We start from the raw sequence: 25,820 nt of genomic DNA, 5'->3' as shown, positions 1-25,820 counted from the left end.
TTAGCGGGCTCCGATCGCCTTGAATCGGCGAACCTGCTCCGTCAGCGCCCGCTCCACCGGCAGCCGCTCCATTGACGAAGCGCCGTAGAACCCGTGGCATTTGCGCGTGTGTTTCATGATGAAATCGGCGTCGGCCGGCTCGGCAATCGGGCCGCCATGTGCGAGCACCAGCACATCGGGATTGACGCTGAGCGCCGCCGCAGCCCAGGCATCGATCCGCGCCGGACAGTCTTCCAGCTTGAGCGCCGTCTGCGCGCCGATCGCGCCGCCGGTGGTCAGGCCGAGATGGCAGACGATGATGTCGGCGCCCGCAATCGCCATCGCCGCCGCCTCCGCCTCGCTGAACACATAGGGCGTGGTCAGCAGATCCTTCTCGCGCGCCTTGGCGATCATCTCGATTTCAAGCGCGTAGGACATGCCGGTCTCTTCGAGATTGGCGCGGAAGACGCCGTCGATCAGACCGACGGTCGGGAAATTCTGCACGCCGGCGAAGCCGAGCGCCTTCAGCTGGTCGAGAAAGACATCCATGTCGCGGAACGGATCGGTGCCGTTGACGCCCGCGAGCACCGGCGTGCGGGTCACGACCGGCAACACCTCGCCCGCCATTTCGACGACGATCGCATTGGCGTCGCCGTAGGCCATCAGGCCTGCGAGCGAGCCGCGGCCGGCCATGCGATAGCGACCGGAATTGTAGATCACGATCAGATCGACACCGCCCGTCTCCTCGCATTTGGCGGATAGACCCGTGCCGGCGCCGCCGCCGACGATGGGCTCGCCTTTGGCCGCCATGGCGCGAAACTTCTTCAACAGTGCCGTTCGCTCAAACCGGGCCATCGCTTACCTCGCCACTCTCCGGCGCGCCCCTGCGCGGCCGACCAGGTTGCGCAACGTGCTCACGATCGCGGATGTAAATTCCGGCTCGTTGATGTTGCGCCTGATGCGAATGAGCTGACGGTTGCCGGTCGCGCGCACGGTCTGTTCGAGCGCGCGAAACAGCGCTGCGTCGGCCTCGAGGTCCCAGAATGGCTGTCCCGGCGCGTCCAGCGCCGACACGCCGCCCTCGGGCAGGAAGAAGCGCACCGGCCCATCCATGCGGTTCAGCCGCTCGCCGATCCAGCGTCCCATGCGCGCGTTCTCCTCGGCGGTCGTGCGCATCAAGGTCACCTGCGGGTTGTGGATGTGGAATTTGCGCTGGCGATATCGCTCCGGAATCGTCTCTGGCTTGCCGAAATTGACCATGTCGAGCGCGCCGACCGAGCCGATGTAAGGAATGCGGCTGCGGATGATGGCGCCAAAGCGATCTTCGGTGGCGGGAAACACGCCGCCCATCAGGAGGTCGCAGACTTCGGTCGTAGTCAGATCGATCACGCCGGCGAGCAGGTTGGAATCGACCAGCTTCTCCATCGACTGTCCGCCCGTGCCGGTGGCATGAAAGACCAGACATTCGAACTCGTCGCGCAGATCGGCCGTGATCTTCTGCACGGCCGGCGTCGTCACGCCGAACATGGTGATGCCGATCGCCGGCAGATTGGACGATGTCCGGCGCGCTTCGTCGGCGCGCGCGTCCAGCCGTGCCTTGACCATGCCGACCAGCGCGTTGGCGCCATTGGCGAGCACCGCACGCGAGATCGAATTGAGCCCCTGCACGTCGGTGACCGAATACATCATGGTGATATCGGCGGGGCCGACATAGGGTCCGACATCGCCCGAGGCGACAGAGGAGATGATCAGCTTCGGCACGCCGACGGGAAGGCTGCGCATCGCGGGCGCGACCAGCGAGGCGCCACCCGAGCCCCCGGCCGAGATGATGCCGGCCACATTGTCCTGCCGGCGGATCCAATTGGCAAAGGCCTCCGCCATCGCGGTGACCGACGTACCGCGGTCGCTGCCGAATACGGCTGCGCCGCCGCGTCCGTGATTGAGCGCGATCTCCTGCGCGGACACGTCGCAGGTCTGGGCCTTTCCGCTGGTCGAGACATCGACGAGCCGCGTCCGCAACCCGCTCGCGGCAATGATGTCGCGGATGAAACGCAGCTCCGCCCCCTTGGTGTCGAGCGTGCCGGCCACGAGCACGATGGGAGGTCCCGACGGCTGTTGGCTGCGGCGCGATTCAACTTGCCGCGTCGAGGGCGCCCCAAGCCGCGTGGCGCCGGTTGAGACCATCCGCGCAGACGCCTCGATCCGTGCGATCGGTACCGGCTGTGACCAGCGCGTCGGCGGCACCGGATTGGAGATATAGATCCGGATCGGCGCGCTGCCGCGCGGACGCGGCGGAGCGGCAGTTGCGGTCTCCGCGGCCGGCGCATCGATCTCAATGTCGGCCTCGGCGTGAACGCCGACGCCGAGCAGCCGCTGCTGCAGATCGCGGTCGGCGGCGAGCCGGACGGAATCGATGATCCGGTTGATCCGGCCATTGACCATGATTGCGACGCTCTTCGAGATCGCGGTGGCGACGCCGATATTCTGCTCGATCACCAGCACCGAGATCTCGCCCTCCTCGCCGAGCCGGACCAGCATCTCCTCGACCTGCGCAACGATGACCGGCGCGAGGCCCTCGGTGGGCTCGTCCATGATCAGAAGATGCGGATTGGTGAGCAGCGCGCGGCCGATCGCAAGCATCTGCTGCTCGCCGCCGGAGAGCTGGCCGCCGCCATTGGTCTTGCGCTCGGCCAGCCGCGGGAAGGTGTCGTAGATGCGCTCGATGGTCCACGGCCCCTGGCGAATGCCGGATGTCAGCCGCAGGTGCTCGTCGACCGTGAGCGAGCGCCAGAGGCGTCGCCCCTGCGGGACATAGCCGACGCCGAGCCGCGCGATCGCGGCTGGACTCTGCCGGGTGATATCCTGCCCGCGCACCTGGACCGAACCGCCGCTCGGCGCGAGCAGGCCCATGATGGTCTTGCACAGCGTGGTCTTGCCCATGCCGTTGCGGCCGACCAACGAGAACACGCCGGAGTCGAGCGTCAGATCGACGCCCTGCAGCGCGTGCGAATGACCATAGTAGACATCGAGGCCCCTGACCTCGAGCGCGGCTGGCGCACGGCGCAGATCACTCATGGCCGCCTCCGAGATAAAGCTCCTGAACCTCGGGGTCGGACTGGATCTCTTCCGGCACACCCTCCTTGAAGACGCGGCCATTGTGCATCATCGTGACGCTTTCGACAACGCGCAGCGCGACATCCATGTCGTGCTCGATGATGATGTAGCCAATATGGCTCGGCAGCGAGGTCAAGATCTCGATCAGCTCGCGCCGCTCGGTCGGTGACAGGCCGGCGGCGGGCTCATCGAACAAGATGAAGCGCGGCGCGCCGGCCAGCGCGAGCGCGATCTCGAGCTGGCGCTGCTGACCGTGAGCGAGCTCGGACACGCGCTGATCCCTCGCCGGTGTCAGATGCACGGCCTGGATCAACATCTCCGCGGCGTGCATCAGCGCGTCATTGGCACCGGGGCGCAACAGCGAAAAGCGTCCGCGCGAGACGCCGCGGCAGGCGAGATAGACGTTGTCCTGCACCGTGAGACCGGGGAACAGCGCCGAGATCTGATAGGTCCGCCGCAGGCCGCGCCGGATGCGCTCATAGGGCGGAAAGTGCGTGATGTCCTCACCGAAGAAGCGGATCGTCCCCGACGTCGGCAGAAAATCGCCGGTCACGCAGTTGAACAGCGTGGTTTTGCCGGCGCCGTTGGAGCCGAGCACCGCGCGGCGCTCGCCCGGCCGCACCGTGATCGTGATGTCGGTCAGCGCCGCCAGCGCGCCGAACATGCGCGTGACACCGCGCAGCTCCAGCGCAGCACCGGAACCGATCGCAGAGAGACGCGGCGCGATGCTAGCCATGGCGGTCGCCTCCGCGATAGGAGCTTGGCTCACTGTGCCGGCGCCAATGCTCCCACAGGCCGACGACGCCATCCGATGACCAGAACACAACGGCAAGAAAGCCGAGCCCGATCAGCAGACGAAAACGATTACCGTCCAATCCGAGCTGAACCAGCACATCGAGCGCAAAGGTGCGCAGGATCACGAAGATGAAGGCGCCGATGAAGGCGCCGACCGGGCGCGTGATGCCACCGACCACAGCGATGATCAGGATGTCGATGCAGCGCTCGACCGCGACCGAGCCTGGCGAGATCTGCCTGTAGTTCCAGACCTGCAGCACGCCACCGAGCCCAGCGATCAGCGATGCCAGCGCATAGGCCGCAATCCGATGCGCATTGACATGGAAGCCGAGCGCGGCCATGCGGCGCGGATTGTCGCGGACGCCCTGCAGCGCCAGGCCGAAGGGCGCCCGTGAAACATACACGACCGCGAAATAGCAGAGCGCGGCGACTCCGAGCGTCACATAGTAGAACGGAATATCGGCGCGCCAGTCGATGCCCCAGAACTGCGGGGTCGCAATTGTATTGAGACCGGTATGGCCGTTGAAGATGGCCCAGTTCTGGTTGGTAAAATAATAGAAGGCGGCGCCGATCGCGAGCGTGATCATGATCGTGTAGATGCCCTCGGTGCGCACCGCGAGCGCGCCGCCAAGTGTGCCGAATGCCGTCGCCAGCGCCAACGCCATTGGCGTCGCCAGCCACCACGGCCAGCCGAGGCTGATCTTGGCACTGCCGCTGACGCCGAACACCGCGACCATGTAGCCGGCAAAGCCGGCGATGGTGAGCTGCATCAGGCTGACCATGCCGCCATAGCCGGCGAGGAACATCAGGCTGAGCGCGACTGTTCCAAGGATCAGCGTGGTGCCGAAGATCTCGATTAGGAAGAAGCCGTTGGCGAGCAGCGGCATGAGTAGGAGGACGATGGCAACGGCCCAGGGCGCCGGGTTCTGCGCGATCGACCAGGCCGACGCGTCCGGCGTCAGCGCTGCACTTGCCGGCGGCTTGGCGTGAAGATGGGTGCGCTCCGCCAACGACATCTCAGCGCCTCGCCACCAGGCCTTGCGGCCGCAGCGCCAGCACCACGACCATGATCAGGAAGGTCACCACAATCGCATAGGTCGGGATGTAGACGGAGCCGAGCTGCTCGGCGAGGCCGATGATGACGGCTCCTAGCGCAGCTCCGGGAATCGAGCCCATGCCGCCGACGATCACGACCACCAGCGAGGCGAGCAGGAAACGCGTATCCTCGCCGGGCGAGATCGACTGAAACGTGCCGCCGACCACGCCGGCGATGCCGGCGAGCCCGGCGCCGAGCGCAAAGACGAACACGAAGACAAGCTGGATCGGAATCCCCGTGGCGGCAAGAATGTCGCGATCGTCGACCCCTGCGCGCACCATCAGCCCGACGCGGGTGCGGTTCAGCGCAAGCCACATCAGGACGCCGATCACGACCGAGGCAGCAAAGATCACGAGCCGCACCAGCGGATATTGTAGATAGACGGCTTCGCCGGACGATTTGACCGCGGTCACGAACGGCATCTGCACCGGGCCGATCAGCCATTGCGGCGTCGCGATCTGATAGAAGTCACCACCGAAGGCCCATAGCATCAGGTCGGCAAATACGATCGAGAGCCCGATCGTCACCATGGTCTGCCGCAGGTCCTGGCCCTCCATGCGGCGGAACACCACGATCTGCAGAATGATCCCGACCAGCGCAACCAGGACGAAGGCGCCGATAAAGCCGAGCAGCCAGGAACCGGTAGCGGTGCTGATGCCATAACCGACATAGCCGCCGAACAGATACAGCGAGCCGTGTGCCAAATTGACATTGCGCATCAGGCCGAAAATCAAGGTAAAGCCGCTCGCGACCAGGAAGTACAGACCACCAAGCGTGATGCCGTTGAAGATCGCATTGAGGAAGACCCTCTTCCTCCCGATCGCCTCTTCAAGTCCAGGCGGCCAGACCGCAAGCAGCAGCCAGAGCAGCAATGCGGCGGCGACCAAAGCGATCAGCGCCCATACCGGATGACGCTCGATGAAGCGAGAAGCTGTCATGGCCGATCAGCGGCCGTGGCGATGGCCCATTGCATGGCGTCCTCCCGGGTACGCCGCGTATTGACGCGCCCGACGTTTTTGCGCAGCCTAACCACCGCGTAGCCGACTGATTTGATTGTCAGTCTCTTTTCGCGTTTTGCGGATGCGTCATGCCCGCAGCACTTTTGCTGCACGGCGATAATCGGTCGGCGCCATCCCGACATTGGCGGCGAAGAACCGCGTAAAACCGCTTTGCGATGAAAAGCCGAGGTCGAAGCTGATATCGAGGATCGGAGCCTCCGTGGTGACCAGCGCGTCCAGCGCCTGCTCCATGATCAACGTGTTCAGATAAAGGTTCGGTGTCACGCCCGTCTGGTTCCGGAACAACCGATAGAAATGCGGCCGCGAGAGCCCCGCTTCGCGCGCAATCGTATCGAGCTCGATCTCCGCCCCCGGGCTTTCCGACATCAGCCTGATCGACTTGCGGACGCGAAAATCGGTCACTCCCGCCGCACCGCGTCCCTCCTCGGCGTCGCAGCTCTGCCAGCTCTCGTCATGGCAGATGTCGATCAGATGCCTGAGCTCACAATCCAGCGTGCTCAGAGACGGCGCGCCACAGACCAGCGCTGCGGTGCGCCTGATCTGCTTTTCCAACGCCGCGGTGCGTTTGAAATGCGTCCGCCCGAACCGCAGGGCGCAAGTCCCCGAGGCGTCGGGAGCAAACCATTCGGAATTGACATAGAGCACGAAGAACACGGCGCCATCAGCGATATCCGTCGGCAGGAAGTTGTGCGGTTCCCAGGGATTGACGGCGACGATCGAAGTGTCGTCGAGCAGACAGCGGCGGTCGCAGACATCGATGCTCGCCGGCATTCCTCCGACATGAAAGATCAGGTGCCCTTCACGATGCGCATGCACGTTGAAGGGCTTGTTCAGCTGATACACCGTCGCGCGACCGAACCGGCCGTGGAAAACGGCGAGCGCCCTGCTCATGCGCTCCCTCCCGGGGATGGACTTTTTTGTTGACCGGCAGCGTTCCTCAACGGCGGCGAGAATTCAAGAGCCGTGCACGCGGCTAAGCGCGCACGGCCTTTATCGCAGGTGCAAAAATTAGGTCAGTACTTCTTGCATTCCGGCACTGTACGGCTTGGCAGGCCGATCTTTGCAAACACCGCCGGATCATAGCCAAGCGTCTGGTTCACGTTGGGAATGACCTTCACGACCTTGCTGAACAGCGCACCCTTGCCGTCGTCCACCACCTCCGTGACGAAATTGGTTCCAATCGCCTGACGATTGGAGTCGAGCTTGATCTTGCCGTTCGGCGCATCAATCTCGATCTTCGCCAGCGCGTCCTTCAGCTTGGCCTGGTTGTCGCTGAGATCGCCATTGACCTGGCGCAAGGCCAAGATCAGCGCCATGGTCGAGTCGTAGTAGTTGGTCGCGAGCAGCGACGGGCTCGGGAACCGCTTGTTGGGTGGGAACGCGTCCTGATAGGCCTTGACGAATTTCTGCCAGCTCGGATCGTCCCAGGTATCAGCCTGACCGCTCGCGGCGATGGTGCCGATCAGCGCGTTCTTTGCGCTCCCCTTCGAGGACAGGATGGTCTGATCGATCATGATCGAGCCGCCCATCAGGTGCGCCTTGCCGCCGGCCTGCTGGTACTGGTTCAGGAAGTTGACCGCGTCAGCGCCGCCGAGGCCGAGATAGATCGCGTCGACATCGTCGGGTAATGCAGCGATGACGGAAGCGAAGTCCTTGGTTCCGAGCGGAACCCACTGCCGGTTCGTGACCTGGCCGCCCGCGCCGCAGAACTCCAGCACCAGGCCGAAAACCTGAGTATAGATGAAGGAATAATCCTCGCCGATCGTCGCGATCTTGCGGTAGCCCTTGGTCTCATAGGCGTATTTGCCGAGGCCCACCTGCCACTGCGCGCCGTCCATGTTGTAGCGGAAAAAATTCGGCGCCGGGTCCACGTAAGTGGTCTCCTGCGCACCGGACGCCGCGTTGACGAAGGTCAGCTCGGGATGGGTCTTGGCGAAATTCTTCACCGCGATGCCCTCGTCGCCCGACAGCGGTGACAGCAGGATCTGCACCTTGTCCTGCTCGATCAGCTTGCGCACCGCGCGGACAGCGGAATCCGGCGTTGCGTCAGTCGAGGCGATGACGAATTCGAGTTCCTTGTCGCCGACAGTCTTGCCGAGGACGTTGAGCGCCGTCTGGAAGCCGCGGATGCCGTCCTCGCCGAGCACGGTGTAGGTGCCCTCCAGGGTGGCAGTCACGCCGACTTTGATTTTCTGCTGCTGCGCGAAGGCCGTCGTTGATAGCATGATGGTGCCGATCGCAATCAGCACGGAACTGCGTCTGACCATTCCACTCCTCCCTGTTTGCTCTTCACGTCAGGGCAAGAGGTCGCACGCCTCCCCCTGTTCAGAAGCGAGGCTAGCGCAGGATGTCGACGGCGCGCCGGGCGGCGCGCCGGCACGCTTGACAGGCAGTCTCATTTTGAATGGTGCGGCGCGAGCCGTCGCCGCATTGCAGCAGGTCGGAACTGCGACAAAGCGGCCGGCCGAGACTGAAGCTTCAGCAGCCCCAGCGAAGCGCTGCGGTGTGCACGGGGGCGTCCCACAGTGCGGTCGTCGCGTCGTCGAGCATGGTCACAGTGAGCGAGCAGCCGGCCATCTCGAGCGAGGTGACGTAGGACCCTACCAGACCGCGGCCGATGGTGAGGCCACGGCCCTGCAAGATCCGTTGCGCCGAGTTGGCCATCACATAGAGCTCCATCGCTGGCGTGCCGCCAAAGCCGTTGACGAGCAGCAGGCAAGGCGTGCCGGGCTTCGGCGAAAGATCAGATAGGATCGCGCCCATCATCTCCTCGGCGATGGCGTCGGCGGACGCGAGCTTGACCCGGCGACGGCCCGGCTCGCCATGAATGCCGACGCCCATCTCCATCTCATCTTCACCGAGCGAGAATGTCGGCTTACCGGCTGCCGGCACCGTGCAGGATGAAAGCGCCACGCCCATCGAGCGGGTACGCCGGTTGACGTCATCGCCAAGCGCCTTCAGCGCAGCGAGATCCCGCCCCTGTTCTGCCGCGGCACCCAGCACCTTCTCCACGACAAGCGTACCAGCGACACCGCGCCGACCGGTGGAATAGGTCGAGGTCTCGACCGCGACGTCGTCGTCGGTGATCACGGTTGCAACCGGTGTCTCCATCATTTCCGCGGCCATCGCGAAATTCATCACGTCGCCTTCGTAGTTCTTGACCACGAACAGACAACCCGCACCTGTTTCGACCGCGGCCGCCGCCGCGAGCATCTGGTCCGGTGTCGGCGACGTGAAGACCTGGCCCGGGCACGCCGCGTCGAGCATGCCCATGCCGACAAAGCCTGCGTGGAGCGGCTCATGCCCGGAGCCGCCGCCCGAGATGAGCCCGACCTTTCCGGGCTTAACCGTCTTGCGGCACACGAACTTGTTGTCATCGCCGAGCTTGAGAATATCGCCGTGAACCGCGGCAAATCCCTGGAGGCTCTCGGAGAGCACGTCAGGAACGGCATTGATCAGCTTCTTCATGACTTTCCTCCTGGTTCAGCGTCGTCTTCGTTTTCATTGGCGGACATCAGTGCCGTGATGCCGCGTGCAACGCCTGCGATGATGCGATCCGCATGTGCATTGGCGATCGGATCGCCAAAATCAGGGAGCTCGACGACCAGACGCCGCATCGGCCGCTTGCTCTCGATGTCATCGAGCCGGCCGGGATGAGCGGCACGATAGGCAGCCAGGAAGGCCCGCTGCTCCTGCGGGGCGAAGTGACAGATGTGAAAGATCGTGTCGAGGTGCTGGACGGGAATTGGCGTCGGATAGGTCGGATTGACGATCTGCGAGATGAAGCTTCTGTTCTTGCCGATCGCCGCCGCCAGCCGTTGCCGCGTGCCGGAAGGTCGGCTGTCGATGACGGCACGCAGGATCGCCTTGTATTCGGCGAGCGGGCTGGCCGGAATGGACGGAGTCTCGGCGTCGCTCATGCCCTCTCCGTCAGCCTGACAAGGTCGAGTTCACGAATGGTCTGCTTGACCATCGGCAACAGGCCGGGCGCGACCGACAGGCTCCGCACGCCCACAGCCAACAGCGCGGGTATGCTGCGCGCATCGCCTGCCGCATCGCCGCAGACGGAGACCTCGATGCCCTTATCGCGGCCTGCAAGCACGACATGGGCGATCATGGCTAGCACGCCAGGATGCAGCACATCGGCATAGTCCGCGACCTCGGCGCCGTCCCGCGCGGCCGCGGTGGCATATTGCGTCAGATCGTTGGTGCCGATCGAGAAGAAGCCCGCAGCAAAATCCTGCGCAGCCAGCGCAGCAGCCGGCACCTCGACCATCATGCCGAAGCTTGGCTCGGCAAAGGCTGCTCTGCTTTCGGCAAGTTCGGCCAGGACCGCGCGAAGATGCTCGTGAGCTGCCTCAAACTCGGCGGGATGGGTGACCATCGGCAGCATGATCTTCAGCGGCCCCAGCGCTGCGGCACGCGCCAGCGCGCGCAGCTGGATGCGGAAGATGTCCGGGTGCCGCAGTGAGAGCCGCAGGCCGCGCAGGCCGAGAAACGGATTGCTCTCGCCATCGACCGTGTAGCCTGGAATCGGCTTGTCGCCGCCGGCATCGAGCGTGCGAATGGTGACGGGGCTCCCCTCGGCCCAGCGCACCAGTTCGGCATAGGTGCGATATTGCGCATCTTCGTCGCGGAGCAGGTTCGCGGTGAGGAACTCGGTGCGCGCAAGGCCGATGCCGTCGCACGCCGCCGCGGGCAAACCCGCGATGTCGGCGGCCCCCGAAACATTGACCAGCACGGCAATCGCAACGCCGTCGACAGTGACCGCCGGCTCGCATTGCCATTCCACTGCACTTGCCTTCCGGCGCGCCAACCTCTCGCTCGCATCCCGCGCCATTGAAACGGCTTCTGAATCCGGGTCGATCATGACGTTTCCGGTCCCGCCGTCGACCAGCAGCGTGCCGGCGAGCTTCTCAACTTCGCGGCCGAGGCCGACGACCATCGGCACTCCCCTGCTCCGCGCCAGCATCGCAACGTGACTGGTCGGACTGCCGTCGCCGAGCGCGATGCCGCCGCCTCGCGACCAGTCAATGCCAAGGAAAGTCGAAGGTGGCAGGTCACGTGCCACAACGATTGCCCCCTCGGGCAGGTCGGCCTGCTGCAGGCCAAACAGACGACGCAACACCCGATCGCGGATATCGGTGAGATCGGCCGCGCGCGCGCGAAAATATTCGTCCTCGGCCGTCTCGTAACCCGCGATCTCCTCCTGCATTGCAGACAGCCAGGCAACATCGGCAGCAACACCGGCCTCGATCTGCGCATAGGCTGAGACGGTCAATGCGTCGTCCTCCAGCAATGCGAGCTGAAACGCGATCATATCAGCGGCGTCGCCAACGAGCTCCGACGCCAGGCTTGCCACCGCATCGCGGGCGCCTGCGACCGCATCAGCAAGCGCTGCACGCTCCTCCGCGACCGTGCCGGGCTTGCGCTTCGATGTTTCCGGCGCACGCAACAACAGGGCGGGACCGACAGCGAGTCCACTCGAAGCTGCGCGACCCACCAGTCGCCGCTGCATGGAGACTACTCCTCCTCGAATTTGCGGTTCACCAGATCGACCAGCGCCGTGACGGCCGCCTGGGCATCGCTGCCGTTCGCGCGCATGAACAGCGTCTCTCCCTTGGCCGCTTTTACCCGCATGATCTTCACCGGGCTCTTGGCATCTGTCCATGGTCCGTCGGCGCGGATCGCGACTTCCACCGTGGCGGCAAAGCGCTTCGCGAGCTGGGTCAGCTTGACCGACGGGCGCGCATGCAGTCCGACCTCATTGGTCAACAGCGCATGCGCTTTCACTTCCTGCATCGCGAGCTCCTCCTTCCGATCTGCGCGCTCATGGCCGCCCCTCATCCCCCCATCAGCTCCTCTGCAGTGGCGCGCACCACGTCGAGCGGCGACCCGCCCGAGGCTTCCGCTGCCGCCATGACAGCACCTTCGACCAAAGGCGCGTTGCAGATCACGATCCGCTCCCGCCGCGCCTCCGGCATCATTTCGACCGCCATCTCGCTGTTGGTCTCGGCACCGCCGAGATCGACGAGAATGGCTACGCCAGCCTCCGACCATGCCCTGTCGATGGCGCCCATGATGGCACCGACGTCGGTCCCGAGCCCGCCATCGGCATTGCCGCCAACGGCCGCGAGCGGCACCGTGTCGCCGACCATCTGTCGCACCATGTCGGCCGCGCCTTCCGCCACCTTGGCGGAATGCGAGACGATGACGATGCCGACATTGTTTCGTTGATCCATATTCAGGCCTCGTTGAAGACATTGCAGACCGCCTGCACCAGCAGGCTGGCGGAACGCGCGCCGGGGTCCATGTGGCCGATCGAGCGTTCGCCGAGGAAGGAGGCGCGGCCGCGGATCGCCTTCATCGGCACGGTCGCGTCGGCAGCTTCGCGTGCGACCATTGCAAGCCGGTCCGCAAGATCGGCGCCGCCGGTCGCGAAGGCCGCCTGCACCGGGACCAGCACGTCAAGCATCGTCTTTTGCCCTGCGTCCGACTTGCCGCGCGCCTTCACCTCGTCGATGGCGCGGCCGAGCGCGGCCGCCGCCTCAGCCGCCGTCGGGTCAGGCGGCAAAGCCTTGCCCAATCCCATCGCGAGCGTGCCGTAGAGCGGGCCGGACGCCCCGCCGACCTTCATCACCAGCGCCATGCCGACCGCCTTCAATCCATCCGGCAAGGGTTTGGCCGCGATATTGTCGGCGTCAGCAAGGACGGCCTCGAAACCACGCTTCATGTTGAGGCCGTGATCGCCGTCACCGATCGCCTGGTCGAGTGCGGTCAGCTCCTCGGCATGAGAGACAATGGTCCCTGTCATTGCCAGGATCAGTCTGCGTTTGAAAGCATCATCCATGGTCTATCTCACCCGCTCGCCAGCGCGATCGAAGCAAAGCGGCCGGGTCAACTCGATATCCACGGCATCGCCGACGTTCAACCCGGTATCCGGTTCGACCAGGCTCACGATGGCATGGTTGTTAAGATCGATATGCAGATGATTCTGGTCGCCGAGCCGTTCGATCCATTTCACGCGAGCAGCTGCCGTTTCGCGACGCGCGCGGCGCACGGTCATGTGCTCGGTTCGCGCGCCGATTGTGATGGCCTCGGGCGGCGTCGCAACGTTCGGAAACAGCGCGCGCGGAAGCAGATTGATGCCGGGGCTGCCGAGCCGTGTCGCGACATAGGCATTGGCCGGATCCTCGTAGACCTCGCGCGGGGTGCCGACCTGAACGAGCTGGCCCTGATCCATCACGCCGATGCGGTTGGCGAGCGTCATCGCCTCGACCTGATCGTGGGTCACATAGAGCATGGTCGCGCCGAGATCCTGCTGGATGCGCTTCAGCTCGATTCTCAGGTCCGACCGCAGCTTGGCATCCAGCGACGACAGCGGCTCATCCAAGAGCGCGATGGCGGGACGACGCACCAGCGCCCGGCCAATCGCCACGCGCTGCATCTGGCCGCCGGATAGCTGGGTTGCGCGGCTGGCGAGCTTGTCCTCGATGCGCAGCATCGCGGCGACCTGGCCGATGATGCGCTTGATCTCAGCCTCCGGCGTCCGGCGCACTGGCGAGCGCAGGGGGAAGGCGAGATTGTCGTAAACGCTCAGGTGGGGATACAGCGAATATTGCTGAAACACGAAGGTCACGTCGCGCACAGCCGGCGTCGACCGCGTGTGATCAATGCCGCCGATCATCACGCTGCCGCTATCCGGGGTTTCGAGACCGGCAACCAGCCGCAGCGTCGTGGTCTTGCCGGCACCGGTCGGCCCCAGCAACACCACAAGTTCGCCGTCTCCGATCGTCAGCGACAGATCGTTTACCGCCTGCCTGGTGCCGAACGACTTGGCAACCGATTTGAGCCTTGTCTCAGCCACGCCGCCCTCCTCTCGCCGGCTGTTCGTGCAGCGCCGTACGGATCGCGCGACCCGTGACACCATTGAACAGCGAGAGCCGGTCCGCACGGAACGACATCCCGACGCGCTCGGAGCGCTCGACGCGGACGGAGGCCGGCAGGCGCGCCTTCACCGTGCCATGCGCGGTCGTGATGGTCACGATCTGCGTGGTTCCGAGATATTCCGTGCCGAACACCTCGCCGCGGAAGCCGCCGTCGTCGCAGAGAGTCACCTGCTCCGGCCGCACGCCGAGCACCAGATCCTCCGTCGTCGCATCCTCCCGCAATTGCGGAACGCTGATTTCGGCTCGGTCGATCGTCACCTGCGTCGCACCGGAGGCGAGACGACCGGGACAGCGGATGAAGTTCATCGGCGGCGAGCCGATGAAGTCGGCGACGAACATGGTCGCCGGCCGATCATAGATCTCCTGCGGGCTGCCGAGCTGCTCGACAACACCATTGTTCATCACCGCGATCTTGTCGGCCATCGACATCGCCTCAAGCTGATCGTGGGTGACGAATACCGTGGTGGCCTTGAGCCGGTCGTGCAACGCCCGCAGCTCGCCGCACATGATGTGACGGAATTCGGCATCAAGCGCGCCGAGCGGCTCATCCATCAGAAACGCCTTTGGCTCGCGCACGATAGCGCGGCCAAGCGCAACGCGCTGCCTGTCGCCGCCCGACAATCCGCCGACGGGATGATCAAGCAGCTGATCGATGCGCAGGATGCGAGCGGCCTCCTCGACGCGCCGCCTGATCTCGGCCCTCGGCAAGCCGATCGAGACCAGGGGAAAGGAGATGTTCTTGCGCACATTCATGTGGGGATAGAGTGCGAACAGCTGGAAGACCATCGCAATGTCGCGCTCGCGCGCGCGGAGAAAGGTGACGTCCTCGCCGCCAAGCCTGATCGTGCCTGATGTCGGCAGCTCCAATCCGGCGATCATCCGCAAGGTCGTCGTCTTGCCGCAGCCGGAGGGGCCGAGCAGACAGAAGAACTCGCCGTCGGCGATCGTGAAGCTTGTGCCACGCACGGCAGCAAAGCCGCCGAACTGCTTCACGAGATTGTCGATCCGGATCTCGGCCATGGCTCAATCCGGAAATTTGGAAACGATGGTGAACATCACGACGCCGATGAGCGTGGTGACAAAAGAATAAGTGTAGAGCACAAGCGCGAAGGGCTGCAGCAGCATCAGCACACCGGCCACAATCAAGGCCGTGGCGAGGCTCTCCAGCGGGCCGCGACGCAACAGGCGCGGCCCGCGCGAGCGTCCGATCGGCAAGCTATGTCCTCGGATCATCCGGCTCATTTGCGCACCGCTCCGAATGTGATGCCGCGCAGCAGGTGCTTACGCAGCAGCACCGTGAAAACGACGATGGGGATGAGGAATAGCGTCGTACCAGCTGCGACCGCCGGCCAATCCTGGCCGCCCTCACCGATGATGATGGGAATGAAGGGCGGCGCCGTCTGTGCCGAACCGGAGGTCAGCAACACCGCGAAGGCGTATTCGTTCCAGGCGAAGATCAGACAGAAGATGGCAGTCGCGACGATGCCCGTGGTCGCCTGCGGCAGCACGACCTTGAAGAAGGCCTGCAGCCGCGTATAGCCGTCGACCATCGCCGCATCCTCATATTCACGCGGAATCTCGTCGATGAAGCCTTTCAGCAGCCATACCGCGAGCGAGATGTTGACCGAGGTATAAAGCAGGATCATGCCGAGCTTGGTGTCGGACAGCCCGAGTTCGCGATACATCAAGTAAATCGGAATGGCGACCGCGATCGGCGGCATCATCCGGGTCGACAGGATGAAGAACAGCAGATCGTCCTTGAGCGGTATCTTGAATCGCGAAAACGCGTAGGCCGCAAGGGTGCCGAGCCCCACCGACAGCGCCGTCGAGCCAAAGGCGATCACCAGCGAGTTGATGTAGCGCGGAATGTAGTTCGACGGTCCCGCCACCACCATGTTGCGGCCGCGCGAAATGCGGTCGCAGAGATTGGCAGCCGGCGGCAGTTTCGCCATGTACTCCGGCGCCTGCCGCGTCCGCGTCGTAAACAGGTTGCAATAGCCTTCGAGCGTCGGTGCGGCGAAGATCTTCGGCGGATAGGCGATCGCGTCCGACGGCGACTTGAAACCAGTCAGAAAGATCCACACCAGCGGAACGAGTGTGATCAGCGCATAGCCGATCACGACCACAGACGCGATCCGCTTGGTCAGCGGCGACGGATCGACCACGGAATGGGCTGTTGCGAGGCCAGCGGTCATCGGCTTTTCACCCGGTTGAGCGCCTTCACGTAAATGTTGGCAAGGCCAAAGACGGTGACAAACAGGATGATCGCGAACGCGGACGAATAGCCCGTGCGCCACTTCTCGAATGCCTCCCGCTTCAGCGTGATCGAGGCGACTTCCGTGGTCGAGCCGGGTCCGCCACCGGTCAGCAGATTGACCATGTCGAACATCTTGAAGTTCTCGATGCCGCGGAACAGCACCGCCAGCATGATGAAGGGCAGCGCCATCGGCAAGGTGATCGACCAGAACTGACGCCAGGGTGAGGCGCGGTCCACCTCGGCGGCCTCATAGATATAGTCGGGAATGGAGCGAAGACCGGCCAGACAGATCAGCATCACGTAAGGCGTCCACATCCAGCTGTCGACGATGACGATCGCCCATGGCGCAAGCGGCACCTGCGCCAGCATCTGAAATGAGGACGGTGGCACGCCAGAGATCGCCGCGACGGCGTAGTTGAACAGGCCGATCTGCGGCTGGTACAAGAATGTCCAGAAATTGCCGACCACCGCCGGCGACAGCATCATGGGCAAGAGGATCAGCGTGGTCCACAGCCCGTGGCCGCGGAACTTTTTGTCGATCAGCCAGGCGAGCGCAAATCCGAGCACGGTCTGGATCAGGATGGTCCAGAACACGAACCGCGCCGTGACCGTCATCGCCGCCCAGACATCCGGATCGGTGAGGATCGACTGGTAGTTGGAGAGCCCGACATTGAGCACAGGCGCATTGGGCCGGTTGGCGCGATAGTTGGTGAAGGAAAGCCAGATCGTCCAGATCAGGGGAAAGATGTTGATCGCCAGCAGGAGCAGCATCGTTGGCGTGATGAAGACCCAGGCGATCGCGCGTTCGGACAGGCCATGGACGCGCCGTGCAAGCGACGGCGGGGTCACCAGCGCCGCCCGATCGATCAGGCTCAGTCCGGTTTGCTCGGTCATGACGCAGTCTTTTTTCAGCTAGCCGGGTCTGGGAGGAGTGCCGGCAAGCCTCGGGCTTGCCGGCCAGCTGTTGACGACGGATCGTCGCGAGATGAGCTCGCAGCGATCCGCTCTAAATCTTGCCGTCCTCCTTGAACACCTTGGTCCAGTCGGAGATCAGGCCGTCGAGCGCTCCTTTCGCCGTGCCCTGGTCGGCGACGACGTAGTCGTGAACGCGCTTCTGCATTGCCAGCAGAAGCTGAGCGTAAGAGGGTTCGGCCCAGAAGTCGACGACCTGGTCCATCGCAACGAGGAAGTCGGCGGCGAAGGGCGCGGTGTTCTTGAAGTTCGGATCGTTCAAGACGCCCTTGTGGCAGCTATAGCCGCCGAGCGCCCACCATTTCTTCTGGGTGTCGAGCGCAGCGAACCACTTGATGTAAGCGAGCGCCTCGGCGCGGTTCGGCGAATAGGCCACCACCGAAATGCCCTGCCCACCGAGTTGCGAGCCCTTCTCCTTCTGCTGCGGATTGACGAAGAAGCCGATCTTGTCTCCGCCGACATTCGGGTCCTTGTAGAGTCCGGGGAAGAAGGCGAACCAGTTCATCTGCAGCGCCACCTGTCCCGACTTGAAGGCGTCGAGGCCTTCCTGCATATAGCCGTTGGAATAGCCCGGCGGAGTGCAGCATTTGTAAAGCGCCTTGTAGAACTCCAATCCCTTCACAGCATCGTCGGAGTTGACGAAACCCTGCATATCATAGGGCTTGGCGGGGTTCTGATATTTGAAGCCGAACGGATAGAGCGCGTTGGTCACACCCATGGTGATGCCTTCCGAACCGCGCTCGGTGAAGATGGCTGCGCCATAGACCGTCTTGCCGTCGATCACGCGGTTCTGGAAGAATTCGGCAATATCCTTCAGCTCCATCTGCGTTTTCGGCACGTCGAGGTCGCGGCCATACTTCTTCTTGAACTCCTCCTTCAGTTCGGGCCGTGAGAACCAATCCTTGCGGTAGGTCCAGCCATTGGCGTCGCCCATTGCCGGCAACGCCCAGTAGTTCGGCGTTCCCTTCGGCCATTCGGCGTAGCCGAGCACGGTGGCCGGCATGAAGTCGGAGATCTTGATACCTTCCTTGTCGAAGAAGTCGTTGAGCTTCACGTATTGGCCGTTCTCGGCGGCGCCGCCGATCCATTGCGAGTCGCCGATCATGAGATCGCACAGCTTGCCCTTGGAGTTGAGCTCGTTGAGCATGCGATCGGCGAAGTTCGGCCACGGCACGAACTCGAACTTCATGTTCACGCCGGTCTTGGCGGTGAAGTCCTTCGACAGCTCGACCAGCGCGTTCGCAGGGTCCCAGGCCGCCCAACAGAGCGTAATGGTCTTCCCTTCCGCGCGCGCCGATGCCGACGCGCCTAGCGCCATCCCGGCAGCAACAGCCGCCGTGAGTGCAAAATTCCGCAGCACTTTCATCTGGCTCTCCCTCCCTGTTTGCGCCGCCCCCATTTTCGTTGAGTTGCGGCAGATGCCTGGTGGGCGGACGATCGGACGTGCCTCGTTGGGTCACGACGCGCCGCTCTGCATTTCCTCGATCACTCCCGGATCAAGTGTCCGAGTTAAGTATTTTGTTTAGTAGAATGGGCATCACTAAACAAGTCAAGCGCAATTTCTCGTGCTGCAGCGCAGGATGTTTAGTGCGCGGGAGCTCACGATGTGTTGGCGGAGGACGAGAGTCCCTCCTGCGCGGTGCTAATTCTCTTCAATAGTGTGGCGCTGACGGCGGCGCCCGCTGATCGCCGAGCACCGACTTGGGCTGCAACAGAAATGCCGTCGATCGCTATGGTACGCGCGGACCCGTCACCCCGTGGGTTCGACGTCTCCACACCAATCCAAAATATGTGACTTGAGCGATCAAAGCGGCGATGAATCCTGCGGGATAGCCCATCCAGACCCCTTCAAGTCCGACGGAGCGGGACAGCAAGTAGGCCGCCGGCAATTGCACCAGCCATATCCCGGCCAGGACAATCACTGTGGGCCAGGCCACCGTTCCGGTCGAGCGCATGATTCCGGCCAGCACGTCGTTGATTCCCACGACCACATAGCTCCACAGCACGATCAGCAGCGCCCGTTCGGCAATCGCCAAAGTCGCGGGATCGACCACGAACCACGAGAGAATGGCGGTCGAAAATACGCCGATCACGATCACCGTGGGAATTCCGACCAGCAAGTCCAGCACAATTCCGATGCGCGTGACTGCGCCCAAGCGGTCGGGCTTGCGTGCACCGATCGCCTGCGCAGCAAAGACGGTCGCAGCGAGCCCGACAGCTTGCATGGGCGCCAGCAGATATCCGACCACCTGGTTGACGGCACCATAGGCCGCAGTCGCGCCCGATCCAAACGGGTTGATCAGCGTGACCATTGCGACTTCCGACAGGGAGGTCACTGCGGTCTGAATCCCGCTGGGCACACCAATGCCGAAAAACGGCGCGGCGATGTTTCGATCGATCCGAAGCTGGCGAACGAGTTGCCGGTCGAGCGCCATAGGATGCCTCTGCTGCTGCAAATAGGCGACGAGGACCGGAAGCGATACTGCGCAAGCGATGAGGCTGGCCCATGGAGCGCTGGTCACACCGACCTGCGGCAACCCGAACCACCCCTGGATCAAGGCCGGCGTCAGCACCAGCGTGAGGCCGATATACAGGGTCATCAGCAGCAGCGGGGTCTGCGCATCGCCGGTACCGCGCAGAAGGAACGTATACGCAAAGAGCAATGTCAGGGGCGGCAACGAGACGAACGTCACGCGCGCGTAGTCGATGGCCGAGGACATGATGTCTGACGGTGTTGCCATGATGGCGAGCAGCTCGGGAGAGACGAGGTAACCCACGATTGCGATCGCAATGCTGAGCAAGGCGCAGACAGAGAGGGTGGTTCCTGTGACACTTTTGACCTGAAGCGCGTCGCCAGCGCCATGGGCGCGCGCGACCAGCACGATGCCGCCAGAGATCAGCCCGATCAGAAAAGAGACGAGCAGAAAGAACACCGGGAAGAAGGCGGAAGCGACGGCAAGCGCCGATCGTCCGAGAAGCTGTCCAAAATAGATGGCGGTGATAGTACCAGACAGCAGTTGCAACGCGGCGCTTGCGGTCTGCGGGATCGCAAACCGCACCATCTCCCGCCATAGCGGTACCTCGCTGCTCGAACCCGATCGCTCGGCGGCCGGTTGCGGCGCTGGTCGAACGTCGAGCCGCGCATCGTCGGCTCGCATCCGCGGCGCACCCGGCAAGCGGACACGCCGCGCGCGCCTTGACGTGCCGTTCGGCATCATACCGGCTCAGTCTGATCGACCCTCGCCGTTGGCTCGCTTCGTCTTGCGCTTATAGGCGTCGCACGGCCTGGAGATTCCTGCCAGAGCGAGCCTAGCCGTTGCTCGGGATCGTCCGCGATTGCCATGAGACATTCGACGACATCGTCCAACAGGCATTTCACCGCCGTGGCATCAAAGCGTTGCGGGCTGAAGATCAGCCGGAAGCTCATCCGGGCGCCGGGAGCGATCACCAGGCATAACGGAAAATCGATGCCGGCCTCGAAGCTGCCGGTCGCGGCAACGCTGATGTCATCCGGCACGACGGCCGCGCTGTCCGCAAGCAAGGTCCCGGTCGGATAATTCTCGAAGATGACGACCGCCTCGAACAGCGCCTGGTCGGCTGGCGCACCGATCCAACGTTGGATCTCCTGCAGCGGGCATCGATCGTGGGCTTGCTCCTCCACCTGCCGCGCCTGCAAATCGGCGAGCCAATCCGTCACATGCGTGGCCGGATCGATCTGAACCCGCCGTGGCAGAATGTTGGTGCATAGTCCGAGGATCTGTTCGACGCCTGGCAATTCGCCCGGCCTGACTGCGGTCGTCATCCCGAACACGATTTCGCCGCCGCTCTTCGCATGGCGCGCAAGAGCCAAAGTCCATGCGCCCTGAACCAGCGTATTCAAGGTCAGGTGCCGGGCTTGTGCAGCGGACTGAAGCCGAGCCGTCAGCCGCTCCAGGAGCATCACGCGATGCTCTCCAGCCGTGTCGGCAGGCGCGGCGGGGTTTCCTTGTGGCAGGTTGAGGCGATACGGCAACGCCCCACCTTCCAGGCGGTCGAGCCAGAAAGCCCGGCTCGCCGTTCGATCCACCGAGACCAGCCAGGCGAGATAGTCGCGATAAGATCGCGGTGCGGACGGGACTCGCCGACCTCCGCGAGCGGCAAGGTAGAGCTCCATGAACTCGCGCAGCATTGGCGCGATCGACCATCCATCCAGCAGCAGATGATGAAAGCTCAGGACCAGCGTGTGGCGCGCAGGCGCGTGCCGCAACAACGAGGCGCGGAGCACGTCTCCTGCAGCAAGATCGAAGCCCTGCTTGCGATCCTCGCTGAGGAACTCCTGCAAATGATAGTCAATGAGGTCAGGCGCGAGCGACGACCAATCGGCGGCTCTCCACGGCCGCTTCGCGCCCCGTCGCACGATCTGCACGGGCTCACCTTGGTCACTCGGAAACGAGACGCGCAACACGGGGTGTCGGGCCGCCAATTCGAACCAAGCGGCTTCCAAGGCAACACGATCGAGTTCGCCCTCCAGCCTCAGCCAGATCTGCTCATGATAGGCGACACTGTCCGGCGACCGCTGCGCATGCGCGAGCATGATATGCTGCATCGGCCCGAGCGGCCAGATATCTTCGATGTCAGCATAGCGCTGCTGTAAGCTCGCAAGCCGCACCTCCTCGAGCCGAACCAAAGGGAAGTCGGACGGCGTGAACTCTCCGAAGAAACGTTCGGAGCAATGGCGGATCAGGCCACGGAGCACGGCCGTGAAGCGGTCAGCCAAATCGGCGATCGACGCGCGATCATGCGCTGCCGGCCACCAGCGCCACTCCAGGCGCAACCTGCCACCGCTCACGAGCGATACCACTTCGAGCAGATGGTCCCTGCCCCTCTCCGGCGCGATCTGCGCGCCGGAGCTCTCGCCTGCGAGACGCCAGCCCGTCTCGCTGCTCTCATCGAAACGTCCGAGATAGTTGAAGCTGATCGAAGCCCGTGGCAACGATCGCAGAACATTCGCGGTCCGCGGGTTGAGATAACGCAACAATCCCCAGCCGATGCCACCCCGCGGCACCTGACGCAGATGCTCCTTGATGCGCTTCAGCGCGGTGCCGGCAGCAGGTCCGCCTTCCTTGAGCTCGGCGATGTCCAGCTGTCCTGCATCGAGCCGCAGGGGAAACATGGTCGTGAACCAACCGACGGTCCGCGACAGGTCAACCGTCGCAAACAGGTCTTCGCGACCGTGACCTTCGAGATCAACGAGCGTTGCCGTTCCGGTATCACCTCGGGCCGTGCGCCAATCCGTCAGAGCGACGGCAAGTGCCGTGAGCAAGGCGTCGTTGATGCGGCTGTGATAGGCTTTCGGCACCATGGTCAGCAGCGCCTCGGTCTCGTCGACGGACAATCGGGTCGTCAAGCCTTCGGTCTCACCATAGGTCGCGCAACGCGAAGCGACGACGCGGTCGACCGGGAATTCCGGCGCGTCACGGCAGGCTCCAGCCCAGAAGTCCAGTTCGTTCAAGACCTCCGTTGATTTGGCGTGGCTCGCAAGCCGCGCGGCCCAAGTCGGAAATGAGGTGGTTTTTTCCGGCAGCGTAATGGTCTCATGGCGTTCGAGCTGATCATAGCCCGCCATGAGATCCTCGATCAGAATCCGCCAGGACACACCATCGACGACGAGGTGGTGAATGATGAGCAGAAGGCGGCCGGGCGTCTCGACGCCGAAATCGAACCAGGCGGCAACGGCCAGCCGGCCCGCGACAGGATCGAGAGTTTGCTGAAGCGTGGTCGCAGCAATCTGCAACTGCGCGATCCGTACGTCGGGGGCGAGCTCCGCCAGGTCAAAATGCGCGAGTGTCACGGGGACTTCGTCGACGGTCGACAGCTCCTGCCGCCAGCCGGTCGCGTCTCGGACAAACCGGCTGCGCAGCATGTCGTGATGGATGAGAAGGGATGCGAGCGCACGTTCGAGCCGCGGCCGTTTGATATCAGCAGGCACTTCGAGCAGGACTGACTGATTGAAGTGCCTGACCGGTCCGCTCTGTTCGAAGAACCAGTGCTGAATGGGAGTGAGAGGAGCACAGCGCGGCGCGCTGTCGACATCGGCGATGATTTGCGACCGATCCGCCACCTGGGTCAGCGTCGCGACCGTCTGATATTGAAAGATCTGCCGTGGCGTGATCGCCACCCCTGCCCCTCGCGCACGTGCCACGAGCTGCATGGATTGGATCGAGTCACCGCCGAGCTCGAAGAAGTTGTCGTTGATGCCGACGCGATCGAGGCCGAGGACTTCGGCGAACAGTCCGGCCAGCACGGTCTCGACCGGATTGCGCGGCGGCTGATCGTCGGCCTCGCGATTGCGGTCCGGCGCCGGCAGCGCGTTGCGGTCGAGCTTGCCGTTCGGCGACAGCGGCAGGTGGTCGAGCCTGACGATGGCTGACGGCACCATGTAGTCCGGCAGCAGTTGCTGTAGATGCCGGCGCAGCTCGCTGATGTCGGCTGAGGTCTCCGGATGCACCACCACATAGGCGACCAAGCGCTTGCCGCCACCATCCTCCCGGATCACCGCTGCAGCCTGGGCCACGCCCTCCTGTGCCGACAGCGCCGCCTCGATCTCACCGAGCTCGATCCGGAAGCCGCGCAGCTTCACCTGCGTATCCAGCCGCCCCAAGAACTCCAGCGCGCCATCCGCGCGCCAGCGCACCAGGTCTCCGGTGCGATACAGACGCTCTCCGGCTGCGAACGGATTCGGCACGAAGCGTTCCGCCGTCAACCCAGGCCGCAGCAGATAGCCGCGCGCCAAGCCGGCCCCGCCGATATGAAGCTCGCCGGCCACGCCGACCGGCACCGGCTGCAGCTGTTGGTCCAGCACATAGGTTCTGGTGTTCGGCAATGGACGGCCGATCGGCGGCCGGCCGTTGCCGTCACAGCGGAACATCGTGGTGCACACGCTGGCCTCGGTCGGCCCATAGGCGTTGAACACCTGCCGTCCCGACAACCACGGCCGCAGCAGCTCCGCCGCGCACGCCTCGCCGCCGACCAGCAGCGTCTTCAGATCCGGCAACGATGTGACAGGCAATGCGGCCAACGCCGCGGGCGGCAACAGCACCGTGGTGATGCGTTGCGTCAGCAGCAGCTCGCACAACGGCTCGCCCGGCATCAAATCGTGCTGGGCGGCCAGCACCAGCGCCGCGCCCACCCGCCAGCTCATCACCAGGTCCCACACCGCCGCATCGAAGCTGAGCGAGGCGAACTGCAGGATCCGGTCGGTCTCCTCCAACGGCAGCTGCGACAGCTGCGCATCGGCCAGGTTCATGATGCCGCGATGACTGATCATCACCCCCTTGGGCCTGCCGGTCGAGCCCGAGGTGTAGATCACATAGGCCAGGTGATCGGCATCGACACCGCTCAGGGGCAGTGTGTCCGGCTGCTCGGCAATGAGCGGCCCATCGGCATCGAGCCGCACCAGCCTGGCGCTGGACGCCGGCAGACGCTCCACCACCGCCTGCTGGGTCAGCAGCACCGGGACCCTGGCATCCCCCAGCATGTAGGCCAGCCGCTCGGTCGGGTAGCGCGGGTCGAGCGGCAGATAGGCCCCGCCCGCCTTGAGGATGCCGAGCACGCCGACCACCAAGTCGAGCGAGCGCTCCACGCAGAGACCCACGATCACGTCGGGCCCGACGCCGAGGCGCTGCAGATGATGCGCGAGCTGGTTGGCGCGGCGGTCGAGCTCGCCATAGCAGAGCTCCTGCCCGTCCAGCACCACGGCAACGGCATCGGGCCGGCGTGCGGCGTGCTCGGCGAACAGCTCATGCAGGCAGACATCCTGCGGATAGCTCGCTGCCGTCGCATTCCAGTCCACAATCAGCTGCCGTTGCTCCGCTTCGCTTAGCAGCGCAAGCTCCCGGACCGGACGGTCGGGCTTTGCCACGATCCCGTCCAGCAGGCGCATGAAGTGCTCCACCAGCCGTGCGATCGTGCACGCATCGAACAGATCGGTGGCATAGACCAGCGACGCCGACAGCCCGCCATCCGCCTCGGTCATCGACAGCTCCAGGTCGAACTTGGCAGCCATAGCTCCAGTCTCGAACGGCGCGATCGTCAGCCCGGCCATCCGGCCCGCCTGCTGCGGCACGTTCTGCAGCGCGAACACCACCTGGAAGATCGGCTCACGGCTCAGGTCACGAACCGGATGCAGCGCCTCCACCAGCTTCTCGAACGGCAGTTCCTGATGCGCATAGGCATCGAGCGCGGCAGCCTTCACCCGCCGCAGCAGGTCGCGGAACGACGGCGACCCGGACAGGTCGGTGCGCAACGCCAGCATGTTGACGAAGAACCCGATCAGGGCCTCGGTCTCGGCGCGGGTCCGTCCGGCAATCGGCGTGCCGACCACCACATCCTCCTGCCCGCTCCAGCGCGACAGCAGCACGTCGAATGCCGCCAGCAGCACCATGAACAGCGTCGCACCCTCCGCCCGCGCCAGCTTCGACAGCGCTGCCGTGCACGTCGCATCGACGGTGAAGCGATGCACCGCGCCACGAAAGCTCGGCACGGCCGGCCGCGGCCGGTCGGTCGCAAGCTCGAGCCCTGCCGGCGCGCCCGCCAGCTGCTGCGTCCAATAGTGAAGCTGCCGCTGCAGGGCGGCTTCCGCCAGCCAGCGCCGCTGCCAC

Annotated in this window: 21 protein-coding genes; all 21 read right to left on the bottom strand. The window is 64.2% G+C overall.

Annotated features, from left to right (window positions below; all coding sequences use genetic code 11):
* Entirely contained in the window at window positions 1-834 is an 834-nt protein-coding gene (locus ACQR1W_RS39515; RefSeq protein WP_434855834.1) for a phosphoenolpyruvate hydrolase family protein, read from the bottom strand.
* Window positions 835-837: 3 nt separating this feature from the next.
* Window positions 838-3,054: an ABC transporter permease gene (locus ACQR1W_RS39510; RefSeq protein WP_434855833.1), complete on the bottom strand. Its 2,217-nt coding sequence runs from the start codon at window positions 3,052-3,054 to the stop codon at window positions 838-840.
* The gene (locus tag ACQR1W_RS39505; RefSeq protein ID WP_434855832.1) at window positions 3,047-3,829 is read right to left on the bottom strand and encodes an ABC transporter ATP-binding protein; all 783 of its coding nucleotides are present in this window, start codon (window positions 3,827-3,829) and stop codon (window positions 3,047-3,049) included. Before ACQR1W_RS39505 ends, ACQR1W_RS39510 begins: the two co-directional genes overlap by 8 nt.
* Window positions 3,822-4,904 (bottom strand): branched-chain amino acid ABC transporter permease, encoded by a 1,083-nt coding sequence (locus tag ACQR1W_RS39500; protein ID WP_434855831.1) that lies wholly within the window; start codon window positions 4,902-4,904, stop codon window positions 3,822-3,824. The genes ACQR1W_RS39505 and ACQR1W_RS39500 overlap by 8 nt, the downstream gene beginning before the upstream one ends.
* Before the next feature lies 1 nt (window position 4,905).
* Window positions 4,906-5,922, bottom strand: a complete 1,017-nt coding sequence (locus tag ACQR1W_RS39495) for a branched-chain amino acid ABC transporter permease (protein WP_434855830.1) — start codon at window positions 5,920-5,922, stop codon at window positions 4,906-4,908.
* A gap of 147 nt (window positions 5,923-6,069) precedes the next feature.
* Window positions 6,070-6,894, bottom strand: coding sequence for a helix-turn-helix domain-containing protein (locus ACQR1W_RS39490; protein ID WP_434855829.1), 825 nt, complete (start codon window positions 6,892-6,894; stop codon window positions 6,070-6,072).
* Between the two features lie 122 nt (window positions 6,895-7,016).
* Window positions 7,017-8,270 carry an ABC transporter substrate-binding protein gene (locus ACQR1W_RS39485; protein WP_434855828.1) on the bottom strand — a complete coding sequence of 418 codons (1,254 nt, stop codon included), beginning with the start codon at window positions 8,268-8,270 and terminating at the stop codon, window positions 7,017-7,019.
* A gap of 211 nt (window positions 8,271-8,481) precedes the next feature.
* Window positions 8,482-9,471, bottom strand: a complete 990-nt coding sequence (dhaK, locus tag ACQR1W_RS39480; protein WP_434855827.1) for a dihydroxyacetone kinase subunit DhaK — start codon at window positions 9,469-9,471, stop codon at window positions 8,482-8,484.
* The gene (locus ACQR1W_RS39475) at window positions 9,468-9,923 is read right to left on the bottom strand and encodes a hypothetical protein (protein ID WP_434855826.1); all 456 of its coding nucleotides are present in this window, start codon (window positions 9,921-9,923) and stop codon (window positions 9,468-9,470) included. The genes dhaK and ACQR1W_RS39475 overlap by 4 nt, the downstream gene beginning before the upstream one ends.
* Window positions 9,920-11,521: a phosphoenolpyruvate--protein phosphotransferase gene (gene ptsP, locus ACQR1W_RS39470; protein WP_434855825.1), complete on the bottom strand. Its 1,602-nt coding sequence runs from the start codon at window positions 11,519-11,521 to the stop codon at window positions 9,920-9,922. Before ptsP ends, ACQR1W_RS39475 begins: the two co-directional genes overlap by 4 nt.
* Before the next feature lie 5 nt (window positions 11,522-11,526).
* Window positions 11,527-11,805 (bottom strand): HPr family phosphocarrier protein, encoded by a 279-nt coding sequence (locus tag ACQR1W_RS39465; RefSeq protein WP_035983188.1) that lies wholly within the window; start codon window positions 11,803-11,805, stop codon window positions 11,527-11,529.
* A gap of 41 nt (window positions 11,806-11,846) precedes the next feature.
* The gene (dhaM, locus tag ACQR1W_RS39460) at window positions 11,847-12,245 is read right to left on the bottom strand and encodes a dihydroxyacetone kinase phosphoryl donor subunit DhaM (RefSeq protein ID WP_434855824.1); all 399 of its coding nucleotides are present in this window, start codon (window positions 12,243-12,245) and stop codon (window positions 11,847-11,849) included.
* A 2-nt stretch (window positions 12,246-12,247) separates the two neighbouring features.
* A complete protein-coding gene (gene dhaL, locus ACQR1W_RS39455) occupies window positions 12,248-12,853 on the bottom strand; it encodes a dihydroxyacetone kinase subunit DhaL (protein WP_434855823.1) in 606 nt (201 codons plus the stop codon).
* A gap of 3 nt (window positions 12,854-12,856) precedes the next feature.
* A complete protein-coding gene (locus tag ACQR1W_RS39450) occupies window positions 12,857-13,870 on the bottom strand; it encodes an ABC transporter ATP-binding protein (protein WP_434855822.1) in 1,014 nt (337 codons plus the stop codon).
* Window positions 13,863-14,972, bottom strand: a complete 1,110-nt coding sequence (locus ACQR1W_RS39445; RefSeq protein ID WP_434855821.1) for an ABC transporter ATP-binding protein — start codon at window positions 14,970-14,972, stop codon at window positions 13,863-13,865. Before ACQR1W_RS39445 ends, ACQR1W_RS39450 begins: the two co-directional genes overlap by 8 nt.
* 3 nt (window positions 14,973-14,975) lie before the next feature.
* Window positions 14,976-15,194, bottom strand: coding sequence for a hypothetical protein (locus ACQR1W_RS39440; protein ID WP_434855820.1), 219 nt, complete (start codon window positions 15,192-15,194; stop codon window positions 14,976-14,978).
* Window positions 15,191-16,147 (bottom strand): carbohydrate ABC transporter permease, encoded by a 957-nt coding sequence (locus tag ACQR1W_RS39435; protein WP_434855819.1) that lies wholly within the window; start codon window positions 16,145-16,147, stop codon window positions 15,191-15,193. The genes ACQR1W_RS39440 and ACQR1W_RS39435 overlap by 4 nt, the downstream gene beginning before the upstream one ends.
* Window positions 16,144-17,103, bottom strand: a complete 960-nt coding sequence (locus ACQR1W_RS39430) for a carbohydrate ABC transporter permease (protein ID WP_434855818.1) — start codon at window positions 17,101-17,103, stop codon at window positions 16,144-16,146. The genes ACQR1W_RS39435 and ACQR1W_RS39430 overlap by 4 nt, the downstream gene beginning before the upstream one ends.
* A 112-nt stretch (window positions 17,104-17,215) precedes the next feature.
* Window positions 17,216-18,547: an ABC transporter substrate-binding protein gene (locus ACQR1W_RS39425; protein WP_434855817.1), complete on the bottom strand. Its 1,332-nt coding sequence runs from the start codon at window positions 18,545-18,547 to the stop codon at window positions 17,216-17,218.
* Window positions 18,548-18,911: 364 nt separating this feature from the next.
* A complete protein-coding gene (locus tag ACQR1W_RS39420; RefSeq protein WP_434855849.1) occupies window positions 18,912-20,243 on the bottom strand; it encodes an MATE family efflux transporter in 1,332 nt (443 codons plus the stop codon).
* Window positions 20,244-20,395: 152 nt separating this feature from the next.
* Window positions 20,396-25,820, bottom strand: a 5,425-nt coding sequence (locus ACQR1W_RS39415) for an amino acid adenylation domain-containing protein (RefSeq protein WP_434855816.1), incomplete at its 5' end; no start/stop codon positions are given.

It is taken from the genome of Bradyrhizobium sp. HKCCYLS1011 (genome assembly GCF_051167795.1).
In the GTDB taxonomy this organism is placed as follows: domain Bacteria; phylum Pseudomonadota; class Alphaproteobacteria; order Rhizobiales; family Xanthobacteraceae; genus Bradyrhizobium.
Note: the sequence above shows the minus strand (reverse complement) of the source record. Positions and strands in the feature narration are given on the sequence as shown.